We start from the raw sequence: 20,278 nt of genomic DNA, 5'->3' as shown, positions 1-20,278 counted from the left end.
CGCCGCAGAACCCACAAAGGCTCTCCGGCCGTCAGGCCGGAAAGGCTGTCGACAGAGTCCTAAGCGCCGACCGGCGCGCCGGGCGTACGAACCAAGAAGTCCACAGGAGGACACCAGTGGCGAAGGCTAAGTTCGAGCGGACTAAGCCGCACGTCAACATCGGCACCATTGGTCACATCGACCACGGTAAGACGACGCTGACGGCGGCCATCACCAAGGTCCTGCACGACCAGTACCCGGACCTGAACCCCTACACGCCGTTCGACGAGATCGACAAGGCGCCGGAGGAGAAGGCCCGCGGTATCACGATCTCGATCGCGCACGTCGAGTACCAGACCGAGTCGCGGCACTACGCGCACGTCGACTGCCCTGGTCACGCCGACTACATCAAGAACATGATCACCGGTGCCGCGCAGATGGACGGCGCGATCCTGGTGGTCGCGGCGACCGACGGCCCGATGCCGCAGACCCGTGAGCACGTGCTGCTCGCGCGTCAGGTTGGCGTGCCGTACATCGTCGTGGCGCTCAACAAGAGCGACATGGTCGACGACGAGGAGCTCCTGGAGCTCGTCGAGCTCGAGGTCCGTGAGCTGCTCTCCTCGCAGGAGTACCCGGGTGACGACCTGCCGGTCGTTCGGGTTTCGGCGCTGAAGGCCCTCGAGGGTGACCCCGAGTGGACCGGCAAGCTGCTGGACCTGATGGCGGCTGTCGACACCTCGATCCCGCAGCCGGAGCGCGAGGTTGACAAGCCGTTCCTGATGCCGGTCGAGGACGTGTTCACGATCACCGGTCGTGGCACCGTCGTCACCGGTCGCGTGGAGCGCGGCGTTCTCCTGCCGAACGAGGATGTCGAGCTCGTCGGTATCAAGGAGAAGAGCTTCAAGACCAAGGTCACCGCGATCGAGATGTTCCGGAAGACCCTTGACGACGCCCGCGCAGGCGAGAACGTCGGACTGCTGCTGCGTGGTACCAAGCGCGACGAGGTCGAGCGCGGCATGGTCGTCGTGAAGCCGGGCTCGAACACCCCGCACACGGAGTTCGAGGCGACGGTCTACATCCTCTCCAAGGAGGAGGGCGGCCGGCACACCCCGTTCTTCCAGAACTACCGTCCGCAGTTCTACTTCCGGACCACGGACGTCACCGGTGTCGTCACCCTCCCCGAGGGCACCGAGATGGTCATGCCTGGTGACAACACTTCCATGTCGGTGAAGCTGATCCAGCCCATCGCCATGGAGGAGAACCTCAAGTTCGCGATCCGCGAGGGTGGCCGCACCGTCGGCGCCGGGTTCGTCACCAAGATCAACAAGTGAGCTAGGTAACCCCGATTAGACCCGCCGCCGGTCGTGCGGCATACTAGTCAGGTTGCGTAACGACAGTTCGTCGCCTGTGTTCGGCTTTCGCTGAACCTCCAGGTGGCGAGTCGGTCGAGCGTAGGGTGGTTGGCGGCCCAGTCGCCAACCACCCTCGCACGGCGTTCAGGTCGCGGTAATGCGATCGGCGCCTTGACCCACCGCGCGGTCAGTACCGCTCCGGAACCACGGGGCGGAGCCTGGTCCGAGGGCGCGACACGCCCGACCGCGGGGGTCGGCGAAGTGGGCCTGCACCAGCCGGTGCAGGCGCCCGCAACACAGCGGCATCGAGAGAAGGAACAGAAGCCACCATGGCGGGACAGAAGATCCGCATCCGGCTCAAGGCCTATGACCACGAGGTCGTCGACTCCTCGGCTCGGAAGATCGTCGAGACGGTGACGCGTACCGGGGCGCAGGTCGCGGGCCCGGTGCCGCTGCCCACGGAGATCAACCGTTTCTGCGTTATCCGCTCGCCGCACAAGTACAAGGACTCGCGCGAGCACTTCGAGATGCGCACGCACAAGCGGCTGATCGACATCATCGACCCGACCCCGAAGACGGTCGACTCGCTCATGCGCCTCGACCTGCCGGCTGGCGTCGACATCGAGATCAAGCTGTAGGGACCGGACAAATGGACAGGCAAGTCAAGGGGATCCTGGGCGCCAAGCTCGGCATGACCCAGGTCTGGGACAACAACAAGGTTGTTCCCGTGACCGTGGTCGAGGCCGGCCCGTGCGTCATCAGCCAGGTTCGTAGCGCCGAGAAGGACGGTTACTCCGCGGTCCAGCTCGCGTACGGCACGATCGACCCGCGCAAGGTCAAGAAGCCGGTCAGCGGGCACTACGCGAAGGCGGACGTGGCGCCGCGCCGGCACATCGTCGAGCTGCGCACCACTGACGCGTCGGAGTACTCGCTCGGCCAGGAGGTCACGGTCGAGGAGTTCCCGGTCGGCGTCACGATCGACGTCACCGGCAAGACCAAGGGCAAGGGCTACGCCGGCCCGATGAAGCGGCACGGCTTCCACGGTCTGGGCGGCAGCCACGGTGTCGAGCGCAAGCACCGCTCGCCCGGCTCCATCGGCGCCTGCGCCACTCCGGGTCGCGTCTTCAAGGGCACCCGGATGGCCGGCCGGATGGGTGGCGTGCGCTACACCGTGCAGAACCTCACCGTCCAGGCGGTCGACACCGAGAACAACCTGCTGCTCGTCCGTGGTGCCATTCCTGGCCCCAAGGGCGCGCTGGTTCTGGTCCGTACCGCGGCCAAGAGCAAGGTGAAGAAGGGCGGTGCGGCCAAGTGACCACCGTTGACGTGCGCACCGTCGAAGGCACCACCAGCAGCTCCGTGGAGTTGCCGGCGGACATCTTCGACGTGCAGGCCAACGTCGCGCTGATGCACCAGGTCGTGGTGGCCCAGCTCGCGGCGGCCCGACAGGGCACGCACAAGACCAAGACCCGGGCTGAGGTCGCCGGTGGCGGCAAGAAGCCTTACAAGCAGAAGGGCACCGGTCGCGCCCGGCAGGGCTCGATCCGCGCGCCGCAGTTCGCCGGCGGTGGCGTCGTGCACGGTCCCGTGCCGCGCGACTACAGCCAGCGGACCCCGAAGAAGATGAAGGCCGCCGCGCTGCGGGGTGCCCTCTCCGACCGGGCCCGCGCCGGGCAGGTGCACGTCGTCGAGGCGTTCGTCTCGGGCGAGAAGCCGTCCACCAAGGCGGCCCTTGCCACGCTGACCAAGCTCACCGAGGCCCGTCGGGTCCTGGTCGTGCTGAGCAGCACCGACGAACTGAACTGGGTGTCGCTGCGCAACGAGCCGCGGGTGCACCTGATCGAGTCCGGCCAGCTGAACACGTACGACGTGCTCGTGGCCGACGACGTGGTCTTCACCAAGGACGCCCTGGACGAGTTCCTGGGCGTGCCCGCCGAGACCACCGAGGAGGGTGGCAAGTGAGCACGATCGCCGACCCGCGCGACATCATCGTGGCGCCGGTCGTCTCGGAGAAGAGCTACAGCGAGCTGAACCGGAACTGGTACACCTTCCTGGTGCACCCGGACGCGAACAAGACCGAGATCAAGATCGCTATCCAGCAGATCTTCGACGTCCGCGTCCTGACGGTCAACACGCTCAACCGCCAGGGCAAGCGCAAGCGCACCAAGACCGGCTTCGGTCAGCGCAAGGCGACCAAGCGGGCGATCGTGAAGCTGGCTGACGGTGACCGTATCGAGGCCTTCGGCGGCCCGGTCAGCTGAGGGGTGTAGACAATGGCTATCCGTAAGTACAAGCCGACGACGCCGGGCCGTCGTGGCTCAAGCGTCGCCGACTTCGCCGAGATCACCCGGTCCACGCCGGAGAAGTCGCTGCTGGCTCCGCTGCCGAAGAAGGGCGGGCGTAACGCCCACGGCCGGATCACCACGCGGCACCACGGTGGCGGTCACAAGCGCCAGTACCGTCTGATCGACTTCAAGCGGGTCGACAAGGACGGCGTGCCGGCGAAGGTCGCCCACATCGAGTACGACCCGAACCGCACCGCGCGTATCGCGCTGCTGCACTACGCCGACGGCGAGAAGCGGTACATCATCGCGCCGAAGGACATGAAGCAGGGCGACCGCGTCGAGTCCGGTCCGGGCGCCGACATCAAGCCGGGCAACAACCTGCCGCTGCGCAACATCCCGGTGGGTACCACGATCCACAACGTGGAGCTGCGTCCGGGCGGCGGGGCCAAGCTGGCCCGTTCCGCCGGCGTCGGCATCCAGCTGCTCGGCCGTGAGGGCGCGTACGCGACCCTGCGTATGCCGTCCGGCGAGATCCGGCGTGTGGACGTGCGCTGCCGCGCCAGCATCGGCGAGATCGGCAACGCCGACCAGTCGAACATCAACTGGGGTAAGGCCGGCCGTATGCGGTGGAAGGGCAGGCGCCCGACCGTCCGTGGTGTCGCCATGAACCCGGTCGACCACCCGCACGGTGGTGGTGAGGGTAAGACCTCCGGTGGTCGCCACCCGGTCAACCCGCAGGGTAAGCCCGAGGGCCGCACCCGCCGTAAGGGCCAGGCGAGCGACAAGCTGATTGTCCGCCGCCGCTACGCCACGCGTAAGCGCGGCTGAGGGAGATAAGACATGCCTCGCAGCCTGAAGAAGGGCCCGTTCGTCGACGACCACCTGCTCAAGAAGGTGGAAGTTCAGAACGACAAGGGCTCCAAGAACGTGATCAAGACCTGGTCGCGGCGCTCGACGATCATCCCCGAGATGCTCGGGCACACGATCGCCGTGCACGACGGACGCAAGCACGTCCCGGTGTTCGTGACCGAGGCGATGGTCGGGCACAAGCTCGGCGAGTTCGCGCTGACCCGCACCTTCAAGGGTCACGAGAAGGACGACCGGAAGAGCCGTCGGCGCTGACGCCGCCAGGCATACGGATAGAGGGAACAAGGGGTTACAGCGATGCCAGGAAAGGGCGACGCTCCGGTGCTTCCGGGCGCGCGGGCGGTTGCGCGGCACGTGCGCATCTCGCCGATGAAGGCGCGCCGGGTGGTCAACCTCGTCCGCGGCCTGCCCGCGAAGGAGGCGCTCACGGTGCTGCAGTTCGCGCCGCAGGCTGCGAGCGAGCAGGTGTACAAGGTGCTCGCTAGCGCGATCGCCAACGCGGAGAACAACGAGCGGCTGGACCCCGACGCGTTGCTCGTCAGCGAGGCGTTCGTGGACGAGGGCCCGACGATGAAGCGGTTCCAGCCGCGGGCGCAGGGTCGGGCGTACCGGATCCGCAAGCGCACCTGTCACATCACCGTGGCGGTCGAGGCGGTCGCGCCGGCAGCGCCGAGGAAGGCCGCGGCAAAGAAGGCCGCCCCGGCCACGCAGGCCGCACCGGCCGAAGCGCAGAGCAAGACGGAGGACGCCGAGTAATGGGTCAGAAGGTTCACCCCACTGGGTTCCGGCTCGGCATCTCGACCGACTGGAAGTCCCGCTGGTTCGCGGACAAGCTCTACAAGGACTACATCGGCGAGGATGTCAAGATCCGCCGCATGATGTCCAAGGGCCTCGAGCGCGCCGGGATCTCCAAGGTCGACATCGAGCGCACCCGCGACCGAGTCCGCGTCGACATCCACACCGCCCGGCCGGGCATCGTCATCGGCCGTAAGGGTGCGGAGGCCGACCGGATCCGCGGCGAGCTGGAGAAGCTCACCGGCAAGCAGGTCCAGCTGAACATCATCGAGGTGAAGAACCCCGAGTCGGACGCTCAGCTCGTCGCGCAGGGCGTGGCCGAGCAGCTGTCCAGCCGGGTCAGCTTCCGTCGGGCGATGCGCAAGGCCATGCAGTCGGCGATGAAGAACCCGGTCTGCAAGGGCATCCGGGTTCAGGTTTCGGGTCGCCTCGGCGGCGCCGAGATGAGCCGGACCGAGTTCTACCGTGAGGGCCGGGTTCCGCTGCACACGCTGCGGGCCAACATCGAGTACGGCTTCTTCGAGGCCCGTACCACGTTCGGTCGGATCGGCGTGAAGGTCTGGATCTACAAGGGCGACGCCGTCCCGGGCCGGGAGGCTCCGGCCGAGGCCGGTCCGTCCCGCCCGCGTCGTGGTGAGCGCGGCGACCGTCCCGAGCGTCCGCGCCGTGGCCGGTCGGGTTCGTCCGGCACCACGGCTGGTGGCACCGAGGCCGGTCGGGCTGCTGCGACCACCATCGCGCAGCAGGCCGAGACGCCGAGCGGCGAGCCGGTCGACAGCGCTGCTGTCGCGGCCACTGCTGCTCCGGCAGAAACGCAGCAGGAGGGCTGACAGATGCTGATGCCGCGCAAGCCCCCGAAGGGCTTCCGCAAGCCGCACCACCCGGACCGCCACGGCGCGTCCAAGGGTGGTAACCGGGTGGTGTTCGGCGAGTTCGGGATCCAGGCTCTCGAGCCGGCGTACGTGACCAACCGGCAGATCGAGTCGGCGCGTATCGCGATGACTCGCCACATCAAGCGTGGCGGCAAGGTCTGGATCACGATCTTCCCGGACCAGGCCCTCACCAAGAAGCCTGCCGAGACCCGGATGGGTTCCGGCAAGGGCTCGCCCGAGTGGTGGGTCGCCAACGTCAAGCCGGGGCGGATTCTCTTCGAGATGTCCTTCCCCAACGAGCAGACCGCGCGAGAGGCCATGCGTCGCGCGATCCACAAGCTCCCGATGAAGTGCCGCATTGTTACGCGCGAAGTGGGTGAATCCTGATGGCAGCGGGCGTTAAGGCGACCGAGCTGCGTGAGCTCTCCGAAGAGGAGCTGGTCACGAAGCTGCGGGAGGCCAAGGCGGAGCTGTTCAACCTCCGCGTACAGGCCGCAACCGGGCAGCTGGACAACAACCGGCGGTTGCAGGTCATCCGTCGGGAGATCGCCCGGATCTACACGATCATGCGTGAGCGTGAGCTGGGGCTCTCGGCCGCGCCGACTGAGGTGACTGCATCATGACCGAAGAGACCGCCACCGCCGCCGCGCGGTCGCGCCGCAAGGTCCGCGAGGGCCTGGTGATCAGCGACAAGATGGACAAGACCGTCGTTGTCGAGGTCGAAGACCGGGTTCGGCACGCGCTGTACGGCAAGATCATGCGCCGTACCGCCAAGCTGAAGGTGCACGACGAGCAGAACGCCGCTGGCACCGGTGACCGGGTTCTCATCATGGAGACCCGGCCGCTGAGCGCCACCAAGCGTTGGCGGATCGTGGAGATCCTGGACAAGGCCAAGTAGCGAAGGCTCGAGCCCGGCGGTTGCGTCGGGCGTAGGTTCCGCCAGGCTCCGGCCGCTACGGCGGCCGGAGAACCGGCAGACATAGGAGATAGACGTGATTCAGCAGGAGTCGCGACTGCGCGTCGCCGACAACACGGGTGCTCGGGAGATCCTTTGCATCCGGGTTCTCGGTGGCTCCGGTCGGCGCTACGCGAGCATCGGCGACGTCATCGTGGCCACGGTCAAGGACGCGATCCCGGGTGCCGGCGTGAAGAAGGGCGATGTCGTCAAGGCGGTCATCGTTCGCACGGCCAAGGAGAGGCGTCGGCCGGACGGCTCGTACATCCGCTTCGACGAGAACGCCGCCGTCATCATCAAGGACGGCGGGGACCCGCGTGGAACCCGTATCTTCGGCCCGGTGGGTCGGGAGCTGCGGGACAAGCGGTTCATGAAGATCATTTCCCTCGCGCCGGAGGTGTTGTGACCGTGAAGGTCAAGAAGGGCGACACGGTCGTCGTCATCGCCGGCAAGGACAAGGGTGCCAAGGGCAAGGTCATTGCGGCCTACCCGCGGCAGGACAAGGTCCTGGTCGAGGGCGTGAACCGGGTCAAGAAGCACACCCGCATCAGCACCACCCAGCGTGGCGCCAAGACCGGCGGCATCGTCACTCAGGAGGCCCCGATCCACGTCTCGAACGTGCAGGTCCTGGACTCCGACGGCAAGCCGACCCGCGTCGGTTACCGGATCGACGACAACGGCCAGAAGGTCCGCATCGCGCGTAGCACCGGTAAGGACCTGTGATGACCACGGCTACCGAAAAGACCCTGCCGCGCCTCAAGGAGCGGTACCGCAACGAGATCGTGGCCCAGCTGCGTGAGCAGCGCAGCTACGGCAACCCCATGCAGGTGCCGCGGCTGGTCAAGATCGTCGTCAACATGGGTGTCGGCGAGGCTGCTCGCGACGCCAAGCTGATCGACGGCGCGGTCCGCGACCTCGCCACGATCACCGGCCAGAAGCCGCAGGTGCGGCGGGCGACCAAGTCCATCGCGCAGTTCAAGCTCCGCGAGGGCATGCCGATCGGCGCGAAGGTGACTCTTCGCGGCGACCGGATGTGGGAGTTCCTGGACCGGCTGCTCTCCATCTCGCTGCCGCGTATCCGCGACTTCCGCGGCCTCGACGGGCGCAAGCTGGACGGGCACGGCAACTACACGTTCGGTCTGACCGAGCAGTCTGTGTTCCACGAGATCGACCAGGACCGGATCGATCGCCAGCGGGGCATGGACATCACGGTGGTCACCACCGCCACGACCGACGACGAGGGCCGGGCGCTGCTCAAGCTCCTGGGCTTCCCGTTCAAGGAGAACTGAGATGGCCAAGAAGGCGCTGATCATCAAGGCGGCCGCGAAGCCGAAGTTCTCGGTTCGCGCGTACACCCGCTGCCAGCGGTGCGGGCGTCCGAAGGCGGTCTACCGCAAGTTCGGGCTCTGCCGGGTCTGCATCCGGGAGATGGCTCACCGTGGTGAGCTTCCGGGCGTGTCCAAGGCTTCCTGGTAAGGGCGACCGCGTCCCGGCCGTCGGCCGGGAACTCCTGCACCGATTAGGTATTGCTCTTCGCCGTAGGCCCGGGGCTGATGCCCCGGGAACCCCGGCGAGAAAGGCTGACGAAATCCATGACGATGACCGACCCGATCGCAGACATGCTCACGCGTCTGCGTAACGCCAACCAGGCGTACCACGATCAGGTGAAGATGCCCTACTCCAAGATCAAGGCGAACATCGCCGAGGTCCTGAAGGCCGAGGGTTACATCGCCACCTGGTCGGTCGAGGAGCCCGAGGAGGGCGCCGTCGGCAAGCGACTGGTCGTCGAGCTGAAGTACGGCCAGAACCGCGAGCGGAGCCTGGCCGGCATCAAGCGCGTGTCCAAGCCCGGTCTCCGGGTGTACGCCAAGTCGGACGGGCTCCCGCGGGTGCTCGGTGGGCTGGGCGTGGCGATCATTTCGACGTCCCAGGGACTGCTGACCGACCGGCAGGCCCGCAAGCGGAGTGTTGGCGGGGAAGTCCTCGCCTTCGTCTGGTAACGGGAGACTGGTAGAAATGTCGCGAATTGGACGTAAGTCGATCCCGGTGCCATCCGGCGTCGACATCACGATCGAAGGGCAGACCGTCAAGGTCAAGGGCCCGAAGGGCGAGCTCCAGCACACCATCGCGGAGCCGATCACGATCGAGCGCGCGGAGGACGGGCAGCTGAACGTCAGCCGCCCGAACGACGAGCGGAAGGCCAAGGAACTGCACGGCCTGAGCCGTACCCTGGTCGCCAACATGATCGTCGGCGTGACCGAGGGTTACCGTAAGAGCCTGGAGATCGCGGGCACCGGTTACCGGGTCACCGCCAAGGGTTCGGACCTCGAGTTCGCGCTCGGGTTCTCGCACCCGGTGGTCGTCCCCGCCCCGGCGGGCATCACCTTCACGGTGGAGCGGCCGACCCTGTTCCACGTGGCCGGCATCGACAAGCAGCAGGTCGGTGAGGTCGCCGCCAACATCCGGAAGATCCGTCCGCCGGAGCCCTACAAGGGCAAGGGCGTCAAGTACCAGGGCGAGGTCATCCGCCGCAAGGCTGGAAAGGCAGGTAAGAAGTGAGCGCCACGCTGCTCAAGCGCCGCCGCGGCGTCGCCGCCAAGCGCGCCGTTGGGCGTGCGCGTCGGCACTTCCGCGTCCGCAAGAACGTCAGCGGTACGGCCGAGCGTCCGCGCCTGGTCGTCACCCGTTCGCTGCGGCACATGGTCGCCCAGATCGTCGACGACACCAAGGGCCACACCCTGGCGTCGGCGTCGACCCTGGACGCCTCGCTGCGCGGCACGGAGGGCGACAAGAGCGCCCTCGCCGGCAAGGTGGGCGCCCTGCTCGCCGAGCGGGCCAAGGCCGCTGGCGTCTCCAAGGTCGTCTTCGACCGCGGTGGCAACCGGTACGCGGGGCGAGTCGCCGCGCTTGCCGACGCTGCCCGCGAAGCCGGGCTCGAGTTCTAACAACCCCGTCACGAGAGATAAGGAAGGCTGCTGATGCCAGGTCAACAGCGCCGTGGCGGCGGGTCCGGTGGCAACGAGGGTGGTCGCCGCGACAACCGCCGTGAGGGCGGCCGTGGAAACGCGCCCGTCGAGAAGACCCCGCACCTTGAGCGGGTCGTCGCGATCAACCGCGTCGCCAAGGTCGTGAAGGGTGGTCGTCGCTTCAGCTTCACCGCCCTGGTGATCGTGGGCGACGGCGACGGCACGGTCGGCGTGGGCTACGGAAAGGCCAAGGAGGTGCCCGCGGCGATCGCCAAGGGTGTCGAGGAGGCCAAGAAGCACTTCTTCAAGGTTCCGCGGATCGGTCAGTCGATCCCGCACCCGGTGACGGGTGAGGACGCCGCTGGTGTGGTGCTGCTCAAGCCGGCCTCGGCCGGTACGGGTGTCATCGCCGGTGGTCCGGTGCGTGCCGTGCTGGAGTGCGCCGGCATCCACGACGTGCTCTCCAAGAGCCTCGGTTCGTCCAACCCGATCAACATCGTGCACGCCACCGTGGCGGCCCTGAAGGGGCTTGAGTCCCCCGAGCAGGTCGCGGCGCGTCGTGGTCTGCCGGTGGAGGACGTCGCGCCGGCGGCCATGCTGGCTTCGCGTGCGGGGGTGGCGCGCTGATGGCACGCCTGAAGGTCACCCAGCTCCGGTCCGGTATCGGGACCAAGCACAACCAGCGTGAGTCGCTGCGTTCGCTCGGTCTCAAGCGGATCAACGACGTGGTGGTCAAGGAGGACCGGCCCGAGATCCGCGGCATGATCTTCACTGTGAGCCACCTCGTGAAGGTCGAGGAGGTCGAGTAATGACGATCAAGGTGCATCACCTGCGCCCGGCGCCCGGTTCCAAGACCGCGAAGACCCGTGTGGGTCGCGGTGAGGGTTCCAAGGGCAAGACCGCTGGTCGCGGTACCAAGGGCTCCAAGGCCCGCAAGAACATCTCGGCGGCGTTCGAGGGTGGGCAGATGCCCATCCACATGCGCCTGCCGAAGATGAAGGGCTTTAAGAACAGGTTCAAGGTGGTCTTCCAGGTGGTCAACCTGGACCGGCTCGCCGAGCTGTTCCCGAACGGCGGCCAGGTCGGCCCGATCGAGCTGGTCGAGGCCGGCGCGGTCCGCAAGGGTCAGCCGGTCAAGGTCCTCGGCACCGGGGATCTCGGCGGGGTGGCGCTCCAGGTGTCGGCGCACGCGTTCAGCGCGTCGGCCAAGGAGAAGATCGCCGCCGCCGGTGGCTCTGCCACCGAGCTGTAAGGCGTACGACCTCGGCGCCCGTCCAGTTGCGAGCAACTGGCGGGCGCCTAGGTCTGCCTGGGGCGTAAGCGCCCGGTAATATCGGAATCGGTTTATGTAGCCGGGCGCACCTGCCCGGAGTGGGACAGGGCTGTTAGAGTCCCATCCCAGCCATGGATTCCGGGCACTCGCCCGGGATGCACCCCGACCCGCCAGGGATCACCGGCGGCCCGCCTCGCGCAGGAGGAAGAAGTTGCTGTCCGCCTTTCTCAGTGCGTTCCGTACGCCTGACCTGCGCAAGAAGCTGCTGTTCACAGTAGGCATCATCGCGGTCTACCGGCTGGGTGCCACGCTGCCCAGCCCCGGCGTCTCGTACGGCAACGTGCAGAAGTGCCTCGACTCCATCTCGGGCGACACGACGGGCCCGTTGAATCTGCTCAACCTCTTCTCCGGCGGTGCGCTGCTCCAGCTCTCGGTCTTCGCGCTGGGCATCATGCCGTACATCACGGCGTCGATCATCCTGCAGCTGCTGACCGTCGTGATCCCGCGCCTTGAGCAGCTCCGCAAGGAGGGCCAGGCCGGCCAGGCGAAGATCACGCAGTACACCCGCTACCTGACCCTGGGTCTGGGTGTCCTGCAGGCGTCGGCGTTCGTTGCCCTGGCCCGCTCCGGGCAGCTGTTCCAGAACCGTTGCGATCAGTTCCCGATCATCCCCGAGGGCACCGGCATCCCGGACTGGCTGACGCTGGCCATCCTGGTGATCACCATGACCGCCGGCACCGGCATGGTCATGTGGCTCGGCGAGCTGATCACGGACCGCGGCGTCGGCAACGGCATGTCCGTCCTGATCTTCACCTCGATCGCGGCCCGCCTGCCCAGCGAGGGCTGGCAGATCAAGACCAGCAAGGGCTGGGACATGTTCGCCCTGGTCATCGCGCTGGTCCTGGTGGTCATCACCGCAGTCACGTTCATCGAGCAGGCGCAGCGCCGGATTCCGGTGCAGTACGCCAAGCGGATGATCGGCCGGCGCATGTACGGCGGCACCTCGACCTACATCCCGCTCAAGGTCAACCAGGCGGGTGTGATCCCGGTCATCTTCGGCTCGTCGCTGCTCTACCTGCCGCAGCTGGCTCTCCAGTTCTTCGACCAGAACGACCCGGGCAAGGTCCAGGCCTGGATCCAGAACAACCTGGTCGCCCCGGACAGCCCGATCTACATCACGGTCTACTTCCTGTTGATCATCTTCTTCACGTACTTCTACGTGTCGATCACGTTCAACCCGACCGAGGTCGCGGACAACATGAAGAAGTACGGCGGGTTCGTGCCGGGCATCCGCCCGGGCAAGCCGACCGCCGACTACCTGGACTTCATCCTCAGCCGGATCACCCTGCCGGGCGCGCTCTACCTGGGCGTGATCTCGATCCTGCCGAACTTCTTCTTCATCTGGCTGGACAACCAGCAGTACCAGAACTTCCCGTTCGGTGGCACCGCTGTGCTCATCATGGTCGGCGTCGGTCTGGAGACCGTGAAGCAGATCGAGAGCCAACTCATGCAGCGGAACTACGAAGGGTTCCTGCGGTAGATGAGACTCGTTCTGGTTGGCCCGCCGGGCGCGGGCAAAGGCACGCAGGCCGAGTTCATCGCCGCGCACCTCTCGGTGCCCAAGATCTCGACCGGGGACATCTTCCGGTCGAACGTCACCCAGGGGACGCCACTCGGCGTCGAGGCGAAGCGCTACATGGACGCGGGCGAGCTGGTTCCGGACGAGGTCACCATCAACATGGTCCGGGATCGGCTCGCCGAGCCCGACGCCAGCGAGGGCTTTCTCCTCGACGGCTTCCCGCGGACCACTCCGCAGGCAGCCGCTCTGGACAAGCTCCTCGCCGACCTGGGCACCGCTCTGGACCTGGTCCTGGAGCTGGTGGTCGACGACGACGAGGTGATCCGGCGGCTCTCCGGCCGGCGTACCTGCCGGGGTTGCGGCAAGATCTGGCACGTCGAGTTCGACGCCACCACCCGTCCGGGTATCTGTGACCGGTGCGGCGCCGAGCTGTTCCAGCGCGACGACGACAAGCCGGAGACCATCGCCACCCGCCTGCGGGAGTACAGCGAGAAGACCGCCCCCCTGGTCGACTACTACGGCGCCCAGGGCAAGCTGGTCGGGATCGACGCCACCGGCCCGGTGGAGGACGTCACGACCCGGGCCATCGACGCGCTGCGGTCGTACGGCGGCTGACGCCCGGCCGCACCGTGGCGGATAGAGTGCGAACAGCGGGGTACGCGAGACGTGCCCCGCTGTTTCGGCAACGAAAGGTAACCGCTCCATGCGTCGTCCCCAGCTGGACATCCAGCTGAAGACCCCTGACCAGATCGAGAAGATGCGCGCGGCCGGGCTCGTGGTCGCCGAGGCGCTACGCCGGATGCGTGAGGCTGTTGCGCCCGGTGTGAGCACCGCCGATCTGGACGCCATCGCCGAGTCGACAATCCGCGAGGCGGGCGCCGTCCCGTCGTTCAAGGGGTACCACGGCTTCCCGGCGTCGATCTGCTCCTCGGTGAACGAGCAGATCGTGCACGCCATCCCATCGCCGGACCAGGTGCTCGCCGAGGGTGATCTGATCTCGATCGACTGCGGTGCCGTGTTGAACGGGTGGCACGGCGACTCGGCGATCACCGTCGGGGTCGGCGAGGTCGATCCGGCGCTGTTGAAGATGGCTGAGGTGGCCGAGGACGCCATGTGGGCCGGTATCGCCGCCGCGGCCCGTGGTGCGGCCAGCGGCAAGGGCCGGCTCACCGACATCTCGCACGCCGTCGAGACTGCGGTCCGCAAGGGCGGCCGGTACGGCATCGTCGACGGCTACGGCGGGCACGGCATCGGCACCGAGATGCACCAGGATCCGCACGTGCTCAACCACGGCCGGCCGGGCAAGGGCCCGCGTCTGGTCCCGGGCATGGCGCTGGCGATCGAGCCGATGATCACCATGGCCTCGCCCCGTACGGTCGAACTGGCCGACGGCTGGACGGTCGTCACCCGGGACGGGTCGATCGCGGCGCACGTCGAGCACTCGATGGCGCTCCTGCCCGACGGCGTCTGGGTGCTCACCGCCTTCGACGGGGGCCGGGCCCGACTCGGCGACCTCGTGACGGCCAACCAGCCCGCCGCCTCCACCACCCCCTGACGGTCCCGCCGAGCCGGCCGGTCGGTTGATCGACTCGGGTTCCGGAAGGTCGCCCTGTCCCACGGCCATGGATACCCCGATTGCCCTGATGTCGAGTCGATCAAGGGCAGGGCTTCCGGGCGGGACGGATTGGCGGGGCGGTGGCATGCTTGCCGGCATGGACGGGCGCGACGGGATGCGAGCGGCAGACGCGGACCGGGAAGCGGTGGCCGAACGGCTGCGGGCCGCCCTCAACGAAGGTCGGTTGGACCTGCACGAGTACGACGAGCGGTTGCAGCGGGCCTACGCTGCGCGGACGTACGCCGAGCTGGACCCGTTGCTGTCGGACCTGCCGCCGATGTCGCCTCCGGCGCAGCCGGCCCTGCGGTCGCCTGACCCGGTGGCTCAACCGTCCAGCGGCCGACTCGCCTCGTTCGCGTTCGGCGACGCCAGTCGTTGGCTGGGCGAGGTGTGGTTCCCGTACCTGAAGGTGGTTGCCATCGTGGTGACCATCTGGGGCGTGACCTCGCTGCTGAGTCAGGATCTGCTCTACTTCTGGCCGGCCTGGGTGGCCGGGCCGTGGGGCGTGGTGCTGGTGCTTCGGACGGTGGGTGGGCTGGCCGCAGGAGAGCCCCGGCGGCAGGCGATCGAGCGGGAGCGTCGTCGCCAGCGCAAGCGCGCCAAGCGAGAGCGCAAACGCCAACTCGGCCCCACCGAACCAGACAAAACCCCACCCCCCACCTGACCGACCCCCCCACCACCCCACCACCCCCACCCAGATCCCCGTTGATCATGAAGTTGTTGCCCTCGGGGCCGGCGTGTCGTGGCGATAACTTCATGATCAACCGGAGGTTGCGGGTCGGGGTGGGTGGGTGGTTTGGCGGTGGGCGGCAGGCCGGCGTACACTTTCTGATCGGCGCACAGCGTCCACTCCGGCATGCCCGCCCTGCGCTTCGGCGGGTCCTGGAGCCGCGGCTGGCGCGGTCTTCTGATTCTGGTCAGATTTCCGTGTAAGACGTTGTGGGTCGCCCGGAGCAATCGACGTCAGGACAGCGGAGGACATGCCGAAAAAAGACGGAGCCATTGAGATCGAGGGTCGGGTCATCGAGCCCCTGCCGAACGCTATGTTCCGCGTGGAGCTCGCGAACGGCCACAAGGTGTTGGCTCACATCAGCGGCAAGATGCGGCAGCACTACATCCGCATCCTGCCGGAGGACCGGGTCGTCGTCGAACTCTCGCCGTACGACCTGACCCGCGGGCGCATCGTCTACCGCTACAAGTAGTCCTGACGGCGGCCGGGAAGTCCCGTGTCCGTCTTCGACGTCCGGTCTCGCGCATGGCGCGTTGCCGGGCCAGATGGGAAGTAAGGCAACCGTGAAGGTCAAGCCGAGCGTCAAGAGGATCTGCAACAAGTGCCGGGTTATCCGCCGGCACGGCCGGGTCATGGTCATCTGCACCGACCCGCGCCACAAGCAGCGCCAGGGCTGACTCAGCCCGTCCGGCCGAACACGGCCGGGTGGTGTTGGTCCGGGCAGTTCCTCAGCGACACACACATCACACATGCTCGTCCCAGCCGCGAGCGGTACGCGAGGCGTACTCCTTTCGTGGCTGACCCCCGGTCGGAGGCCGGGGCCCGCTTGGGCAGCGACCGATCCCGGTCGCCGGCGCTGATGGCGTCGGAAAGACGGGACGGCCGGTAGCGGGGTGGGACGGGTCCACACCTCCGCCACACATCACGAGGAGTACGCCCGCACATGGCACGTCTAGTCGGCGTGGATCTCCCCCGCGAGAAGCGGATGGAGATCGCGCTCACCTACATCTTCGGGGTCGGTCGCACCCGCGCCCTGGAGACACTCGCCGCCACCGGCATCTCGCCGGACAAGCGCGCTCGGGACCTCACGGACGAGGAGCTCGTGCAGCTCCGCGACCACATCGAGGGCAACTACAAGGTTGAAGGCGACCTGCGCCGCGAGGTCGCCGCTGACATCCGCCGCAAGGTTGAGATCGGCTGCTACGCCGGCATCCGGCACCGCCGGGGCCTGCCCGTGCGTGGCCAGCGGACCAAGACCAACGCGCGGACCCGCAAGGGCCCGAAGCGGACCGTCGCCGGCAAGAAGAAGCCCGGCAAGAAGTAATAGGAGCGCACAGACTTATGCCACCGAAGGCTCGTGCCGGAGCCGCTGTAAAGAAGGTCCGGCGCAAGGAACGCAAGAACGTCGCCCACGGGCAGGCGCACATCAAGAGCACCTTCAACAACACCATCGTGTCCATCACGGACCCGACCGGTGCGGTCATCTCCTGGGCCTCCGCGGGCCAGGTGGGCTTCAAGGGCTCCCGCAAGTCGACTCCGTTCGCCGCGCAGCTGGCCGCCGAGGCAGCCGCGCGTCGCGCCATGGAGCACGGCATGCGCAAGGTCGACGTGTTCGTCAAGGGCCCCGGCTCCGGCCGGGAGACCGCGATCCGTTCGCTGCAGGCCGTCGGGCTGGAGGTCGGCCAGATCGCCGACGTCACCCCGCAGCCGCACAACGGGTGCCGTCCGCCTAAGCGTCGTCGGGTCTGAGAGGTAGAGAGAGATGGCTCGTTACACCGGTGCTGACTGCCGCCGTTGCCGGCGGGAGAAGATGAAGCTGTTCCTCAAGGGCAGCAAGTGCGATGGCCCGAAGTGCCCGTTCGAGTCCCGGCCGTTCCCGCCCGGGCAGCACGGCCGCGGCCGCACCAAGGAGACGGAGTACCTGCTCCAGCTCCGCGAGAAGCAGAAGGCCCGCCGCGTGTACGGCGTGCTGGAGAAGCAGTTCCGTGGCTACTACGAGGAAGCCGTCGGCAAGCAGGCCAAGACCGGTGAGGTCCTCCTGCAGATCCTCGAGTCGCGGCTGGACAACGTCGTTTACCGGGCCGGCTACGCCCACTCGCGGGACATGGCCCGCCAGCTGGTCAAGCACGGTCACTTCACGGTGAACGGCAAGAAGGTCGACATCCCGTCGTACCGCGTCAAGGAGCACGACATCATCGAGGTCCGGGGCAAGAGCAAGGAGCTCACCCCCTTCGTGGTGGCGCAGGCTCAGGCCGGTTCGAAGACGGTTCCGGCGTGGCTTGAGGCCATTCCGAGCCAGATGAAGGTGCTCGTGCACTCCCTCCCGGCCCGGCAGGTCATTGACACGCAGGTCCAGGAGCAGCTGATCGTCGAGCTCTACTCCAAGTAGTCGGGCTCGTTGCGGTGGCCCGTCCTCCAAGGGCGGGCCACCGGAACAGTTTGTGTCGTGGACGTCAAATAGCGGGCGTCCCGGAAGAGAAGAGAAAAGATGCTCATCAGCCAGCGACCCTCCCTGTCCGAGGAGTCGATCAACGAGACCCGGTCGCGGTTCGCCATCGAGCCGCTGGAGCCGGGCTTCGGCTACACCCTGGGCAACTCGCTGCGGCGCACGCTGCTGTCGTCGATCCCGGGTGCGGCGGTCACCTCGATCAAGATCGACGGCGTGCTGCACGAGTTCACCACGATCCCCGGTGTCAAGGAGGACGTGGTCGAGCTCGTCATGAACATCAAGGAGCTGTGCGTCAGCTCCGAGCACGACGAGCCGGTCAGCATGTACCTGCGTAAGCAGGGCCCGGGCGACGTGACGGCGGGCGACATCCAGCCCCCGGCCGGCGTCTCGGTGCACAACCCGGACCTCAAGCTCGCGACCCTGAACGGCAAGGGCCGGCTCGACATGGAGCTGACCGTCGAGCGGGGCCGGGGCTACGTGACGGCCGCCCAGAACAAGCAGTCCGGCGCCGAGATCGGCCGGATCCCGGTCGACTCGATCTACTCGCCGGTGCTGAAGGTGACCTACCGCGTCGAGGCGACCCGCGTCGAGCAGCGCACCGACTTCGACCGGCTCATCATCGACGTCGAGACCAAGCCGTCGATGGGCCCGCGCACCGCGCTGGCCTCCGCCGGTTCGACGCTGGTGGAGCTGTTCGGTCTGGCTCGTGAGCTGGACGAGACGGCTGAGGGCATCGACATCGGGCCGTCCCCGCAGGACGCCCAGCTGGCGGCGGACCTCGCTCTGCCGATCGAGGAGCTGGACCTGACCGTCCGCTCCTACAACTGCCTCAAGCGCGAGGGCATCAACTCCGTTGGTGAGCTCATCGGGCGTACCGAGGCCGACCTCCTCGACATCCGCAACTTCGGTCAGAAGTCGATCGACGAGGTCAAGATGAAGCTCGCCGGGATGGGTCTCGGGCTGAAGGACTCGGCTCCGAACTTCGACCCGGCGCACGTCGTGGACACCTTCGGCGAGGCCGACTACGACACCGACGACTACCGCGAGACCGAGCAGCTCTAGTCCGCGCTGCCGCCACAACTGAGGAGCACCAAAAATGCCCACGCCCACCAAGGGCCCCCGCCTCGGCGGCAGCCCCTCGCACGAGCGGCTGATGCTCGCCAACCTGGCGACCGCGCTGTTCCAGCACGGCAAGATCCAGACCACCGAGACGAAGGCCCGGCGGCTGCGTCCGCTGGCCGAGCAGCTCATCACCAAGGCCAAGCGCGGTGACCTCGCCTCGCGGCGTCGGGTGCTGGGTGTCGTCAAGGACAAGGACGTCGTCTACGCCCTGTTCGACCAGATCGCGCCCCGGTACTCCAACCGCCCCGGCGGTTACACCCGGATCGTGAAGACCGGTCCGCGCAAGGGTGACAACGCGCCGATGGCGATCATCGAGCTGGTGGAGGAGCTTCAGGTCGCCGAGCCGAAGGCGAACAAGAAGACCGCCGCCCGCAAGGCCGCGCAGCAGGACAAGGTCGAGGCGCTCGCCCCGGCCGAGGACGCTCCGAAGTCGGCCGACGTCGACCAGGACTCCGAGGCGCCGGTGTCTGCCTCCGGCGACACCGCCGAGGCGCGCGAGGACAGCGACCTCGCCACCGAGGAGAACAAGGCCTGACCTCGGGCATCAGTGCGGGCCCGGCACCCCTTTCGGGGTGTCGGGCCCGACCCGTAACAGGAGGTACGAGGGTGGACGAGCGGATCCGGCTGCGGCTGGACGTCTCGTACGACGGCGCGGATTTCTCCGGCTGGGCGCCCCAGCCGACGCGGCGGACCGTCGCCGGGGTGCTCGTCGAGACCCTGGACCTGGTCCTGGGCGCGGGTACGGCGACCGGCCTGACCGTCGCGGGCCGGACCGACGCGGGGGTGCACGCCTCCGGGCAGGTCTGTCACCTGGACCTGCCCGTCGAGGTGTGGCGGGAGCACGAGGGGCGGCTGCTGCGCCGGCTGGCCCGGCTGCTCCCCACCGACGTGCGGGTACGGGCGATGACCGAGGTGCCCACCGACTTCGACGCCCGCTTCTCGGCCACCTACCGGCGCTACGAGTACCGGGTGACCGACGCACCGTACGGCGCGGAGCCGCTCCGTCGGCACGAGGTGTTGGCCTGGCCGCGGGCGCTGGACCTGGCGGCCCTGAACGCCGCGGCCGATCCCCTGGTGGGAGAGCACGACTTCGCCGCGTACTGCCGACGCAAGGAGAACGCGACGACGCTGCGCGAGGTGACCCGGTTGGACTGGCGGCGGGACCCGGACGGCATCCTGGTCGCCACCGTGCAGGCGGACGCGTTCTGTCAGGCGATGGTGCGCAGCCTTGTGGGGGCGATGCTCGCGGCTGGCGACGGCCGCCGGCCGGTGCGGTGGCCGGGCAGCCTGCTGACCCGGCAGGAGCGGTCCAGCGAGGTTACGGTGGCGCCGGCGCACGGGCTGACCCTGGTCGCGGTCGGCTACCCGGACGATCCGGCGGACTACGCGCGCCGTGCCGACCTGACGCGCCGGCTGCGCGTGCCGGTCGAGGGCTGACG

Annotated in this window: 34 protein-coding genes; all 34 read left to right on the top strand. The window is 67.8% G+C overall.

Translation table 11 applies throughout. The annotated features are described in order from the left end of the window. Positions 1-116: 116 nt before the first annotated feature. The 34 genes from tuf (at position 117) to truA (ending at position 20,276) form a co-directional block, all read left to right on the top strand. Positions 117-1,310: an elongation factor Tu gene (gene tuf / locus ACLQ25_RS02095; protein ID WP_357763936.1), complete on the top strand. Its 1,194-nt coding sequence runs from the start codon at positions 117-119 to the stop codon at positions 1,308-1,310. A gap of 350 nt (positions 1,311-1,660) precedes the next feature. Continuing rightward, a complete protein-coding gene (gene rpsJ / locus ACLQ25_RS02090) occupies positions 1,661-1,969 on the top strand; it encodes a 30S ribosomal protein S10 (protein WP_007073037.1) in 309 nt (102 codons plus the stop codon). A gap of 11 nt (positions 1,970-1,980) precedes the next feature. Continuing rightward, complete coding sequence (rplC, locus tag ACLQ25_RS02085) at positions 1,981-2,646, top strand: 50S ribosomal protein L3 (protein WP_425728513.1); 666 nt, start codon at positions 1,981-1,983, stop codon at positions 2,644-2,646. Beyond that, entirely contained in the window at positions 2,643-3,293 is a 651-nt protein-coding gene (gene rplD / locus ACLQ25_RS02080; protein ID WP_110563096.1) for a 50S ribosomal protein L4, read from the top strand. The genes rplC and rplD overlap by 4 nt, the downstream gene beginning before the upstream one ends. After that, a complete protein-coding gene (rplW, locus tag ACLQ25_RS02075; RefSeq protein WP_088998352.1) occupies positions 3,290-3,592 on the top strand; it encodes a 50S ribosomal protein L23 in 303 nt (100 codons plus the stop codon). The genes rplD and rplW overlap by 4 nt, the downstream gene beginning before the upstream one ends. A gap of 12 nt (positions 3,593-3,604) precedes the next feature. Further along, complete coding sequence (rplB, locus tag ACLQ25_RS02070) at positions 3,605-4,444, top strand: 50S ribosomal protein L2 (RefSeq protein ID WP_425728511.1); 840 nt, start codon at positions 3,605-3,607, stop codon at positions 4,442-4,444. A gap of 12 nt (positions 4,445-4,456) precedes the next feature. Further along, positions 4,457-4,738 carry a 30S ribosomal protein S19 gene (gene rpsS / locus ACLQ25_RS02065; protein WP_007465299.1) on the top strand — a complete coding sequence of 94 codons (282 nt, stop codon included), beginning with the start codon at positions 4,457-4,459 and terminating at the stop codon, positions 4,736-4,738. A gap of 42 nt (positions 4,739-4,780) precedes the next feature. After that, complete coding sequence (gene rplV, locus ACLQ25_RS02060; RefSeq protein ID WP_089018943.1) at positions 4,781-5,239, top strand: 50S ribosomal protein L22; 459 nt, start codon at positions 4,781-4,783, stop codon at positions 5,237-5,239. After that, a complete protein-coding gene (gene rpsC / locus ACLQ25_RS02055; protein WP_091402401.1) occupies positions 5,239-6,108 on the top strand; it encodes a 30S ribosomal protein S3 in 870 nt (289 codons plus the stop codon). Before rplV ends, rpsC begins: the two co-directional genes overlap by 1 nt. Before the next feature lie 3 nt (positions 6,109-6,111). After that, positions 6,112-6,537, top strand: a complete 426-nt coding sequence (rplP, locus tag ACLQ25_RS02050) for a 50S ribosomal protein L16 (RefSeq protein WP_425728508.1) — start codon at positions 6,112-6,114, stop codon at positions 6,535-6,537. Continuing rightward, a complete protein-coding gene (gene rpmC, locus ACLQ25_RS02045) occupies positions 6,537-6,773 on the top strand; it encodes a 50S ribosomal protein L29 (RefSeq protein WP_007465283.1) in 237 nt (78 codons plus the stop codon). The genes rplP and rpmC overlap by 1 nt, the downstream gene beginning before the upstream one ends. Further along, the gene (gene rpsQ / locus ACLQ25_RS02040; RefSeq protein WP_357008045.1) at positions 6,770-7,048 is read left to right on the top strand and encodes a 30S ribosomal protein S17; all 279 of its coding nucleotides are present in this window, start codon (positions 6,770-6,772) and stop codon (positions 7,046-7,048) included. The genes rpmC and rpsQ overlap by 4 nt, the downstream gene beginning before the upstream one ends. Positions 7,049-7,142: 94 nt before the next feature. After that, positions 7,143-7,511, top strand: coding sequence for a 50S ribosomal protein L14 (gene rplN, locus ACLQ25_RS02035; RefSeq protein WP_023358185.1), 369 nt, complete (start codon positions 7,143-7,145; stop codon positions 7,509-7,511). Further along, positions 7,508-7,828: a 50S ribosomal protein L24 gene (gene rplX, locus ACLQ25_RS02030; RefSeq protein WP_007465276.1), complete on the top strand. Its 321-nt coding sequence runs from the start codon at positions 7,508-7,510 to the stop codon at positions 7,826-7,828. Before rplN ends, rplX begins: the two co-directional genes overlap by 4 nt. Next, the gene (gene rplE, locus ACLQ25_RS02025; protein WP_110563094.1) at positions 7,828-8,394 is read left to right on the top strand and encodes a 50S ribosomal protein L5; all 567 of its coding nucleotides are present in this window, start codon (positions 7,828-7,830) and stop codon (positions 8,392-8,394) included. The genes rplX and rplE overlap by 1 nt, the downstream gene beginning before the upstream one ends. 1 nt (position 8,395) lies before the next feature. Further along, complete coding sequence (locus tag ACLQ25_RS02020; protein ID WP_007465272.1) at positions 8,396-8,581, top strand: type Z 30S ribosomal protein S14; 186 nt, start codon at positions 8,396-8,398, stop codon at positions 8,579-8,581. 116 nt (positions 8,582-8,697) lie between these two features. Continuing rightward, complete coding sequence (gene rpsH / locus ACLQ25_RS02015; protein WP_007465270.1) at positions 8,698-9,105, top strand: 30S ribosomal protein S8; 408 nt, start codon at positions 8,698-8,700, stop codon at positions 9,103-9,105. 16 nt (positions 9,106-9,121) lie between these two features. Further along, positions 9,122-9,664, top strand: coding sequence for a 50S ribosomal protein L6 (gene rplF / locus ACLQ25_RS02010; protein ID WP_425728506.1), 543 nt, complete (start codon positions 9,122-9,124; stop codon positions 9,662-9,664). Beyond that, a complete protein-coding gene (gene rplR / locus ACLQ25_RS02005) occupies positions 9,661-10,050 on the top strand; it encodes a 50S ribosomal protein L18 (protein ID WP_110563093.1) in 390 nt (129 codons plus the stop codon). Before rplF ends, rplR begins: the two co-directional genes overlap by 4 nt. Positions 10,051-10,083: 33 nt before the next feature. Further along, on the top strand, positions 10,084-10,698 hold the full coding sequence (gene rpsE, locus ACLQ25_RS02000; RefSeq protein WP_007465263.1) for a 30S ribosomal protein S5: 615 nt from the start codon (positions 10,084-10,086) through the stop codon (positions 10,696-10,698). After that, complete coding sequence (gene rpmD / locus ACLQ25_RS01995) at positions 10,698-10,880, top strand: 50S ribosomal protein L30 (RefSeq protein ID WP_007465262.1); 183 nt, start codon at positions 10,698-10,700, stop codon at positions 10,878-10,880. Before rpsE ends, rpmD begins: the two co-directional genes overlap by 1 nt. Next, a complete protein-coding gene (rplO, locus tag ACLQ25_RS01990; RefSeq protein ID WP_357126507.1) occupies positions 10,880-11,323 on the top strand; it encodes a 50S ribosomal protein L15 in 444 nt (147 codons plus the stop codon). Before rpmD ends, rplO begins: the two co-directional genes overlap by 1 nt. 232 nt (positions 11,324-11,555) lie before the next feature. Beyond that, on the top strand, positions 11,556-12,884 hold the full coding sequence (gene secY / locus ACLQ25_RS01985; protein WP_396804632.1) for a preprotein translocase subunit SecY: 1,329 nt from the start codon (positions 11,556-11,558) through the stop codon (positions 12,882-12,884). Beyond that, complete coding sequence (locus ACLQ25_RS01980) at positions 12,885-13,538, top strand: adenylate kinase (RefSeq protein WP_088950228.1); 654 nt, start codon at positions 12,885-12,887, stop codon at positions 13,536-13,538. Between the two features lie 88 nt (positions 13,539-13,626). Continuing rightward, the gene (gene map, locus ACLQ25_RS01975) at positions 13,627-14,478 is read left to right on the top strand and encodes a type I methionyl aminopeptidase (RefSeq protein ID WP_425728503.1); all 852 of its coding nucleotides are present in this window, start codon (positions 13,627-13,629) and stop codon (positions 14,476-14,478) included. A gap of 157 nt (positions 14,479-14,635) precedes the next feature. Beyond that, entirely contained in the window at positions 14,636-15,202 is a 567-nt protein-coding gene (locus tag ACLQ25_RS01970) for a DUF1707 SHOCT-like domain-containing protein (RefSeq protein WP_425728501.1), read from the top strand. Between the two features lie 316 nt (positions 15,203-15,518). Continuing rightward, a complete protein-coding gene (gene infA / locus ACLQ25_RS01965) occupies positions 15,519-15,740 on the top strand; it encodes a translation initiation factor IF-1 (RefSeq protein WP_007073013.1) in 222 nt (73 codons plus the stop codon). Between the two features lie 91 nt (positions 15,741-15,831). Next, positions 15,832-15,945: a 50S ribosomal protein L36 gene (rpmJ, locus tag ACLQ25_RS01960; protein ID WP_012184307.1), complete on the top strand. Its 114-nt coding sequence runs from the start codon at positions 15,832-15,834 to the stop codon at positions 15,943-15,945. Between the two features lie 266 nt (positions 15,946-16,211). Continuing rightward, on the top strand, positions 16,212-16,592 hold the full coding sequence (rpsM, locus tag ACLQ25_RS01955; protein WP_007465236.1) for a 30S ribosomal protein S13: 381 nt from the start codon (positions 16,212-16,214) through the stop codon (positions 16,590-16,592). 17 nt (positions 16,593-16,609) lie between these two features. Further along, positions 16,610-17,017: a 30S ribosomal protein S11 gene (gene rpsK, locus ACLQ25_RS01950; protein WP_030329919.1), complete on the top strand. Its 408-nt coding sequence runs from the start codon at positions 16,610-16,612 to the stop codon at positions 17,015-17,017. A gap of 13 nt (positions 17,018-17,030) precedes the next feature. Further along, positions 17,031-17,657, top strand: coding sequence for a 30S ribosomal protein S4 (gene rpsD, locus ACLQ25_RS01945; protein WP_007465229.1), 627 nt, complete (start codon positions 17,031-17,033; stop codon positions 17,655-17,657). 99 nt (positions 17,658-17,756) lie between these two features. After that, complete coding sequence (locus ACLQ25_RS01940; RefSeq protein WP_007465227.1) at positions 17,757-18,779, top strand: DNA-directed RNA polymerase subunit alpha; 1,023 nt, start codon at positions 17,757-17,759, stop codon at positions 18,777-18,779. A 34-nt stretch (positions 18,780-18,813) separates the two neighbouring features. Then, on the top strand, positions 18,814-19,374 hold the full coding sequence (gene rplQ, locus ACLQ25_RS01935; protein WP_425728498.1) for a 50S ribosomal protein L17: 561 nt from the start codon (positions 18,814-18,816) through the stop codon (positions 19,372-19,374). Between the two features lie 71 nt (positions 19,375-19,445). Next, on the top strand, positions 19,446-20,276 hold the full coding sequence (gene truA, locus ACLQ25_RS01930; protein WP_425728496.1) for a tRNA pseudouridine(38-40) synthase TruA: 831 nt from the start codon (positions 19,446-19,448) through the stop codon (positions 20,274-20,276). Positions 20,277-20,278: the final 2 nt, after the last annotated feature.

Origin of the sequence: Micromonospora sp. DT44 (assembly GCF_049841635.1) — a bacterium.
Lineage (GTDB): Bacteria > Actinomycetota > Actinomycetes > Mycobacteriales > Micromonosporaceae > Micromonospora.
This window is presented reverse-complemented; position numbering and strand designations above follow the sequence as displayed.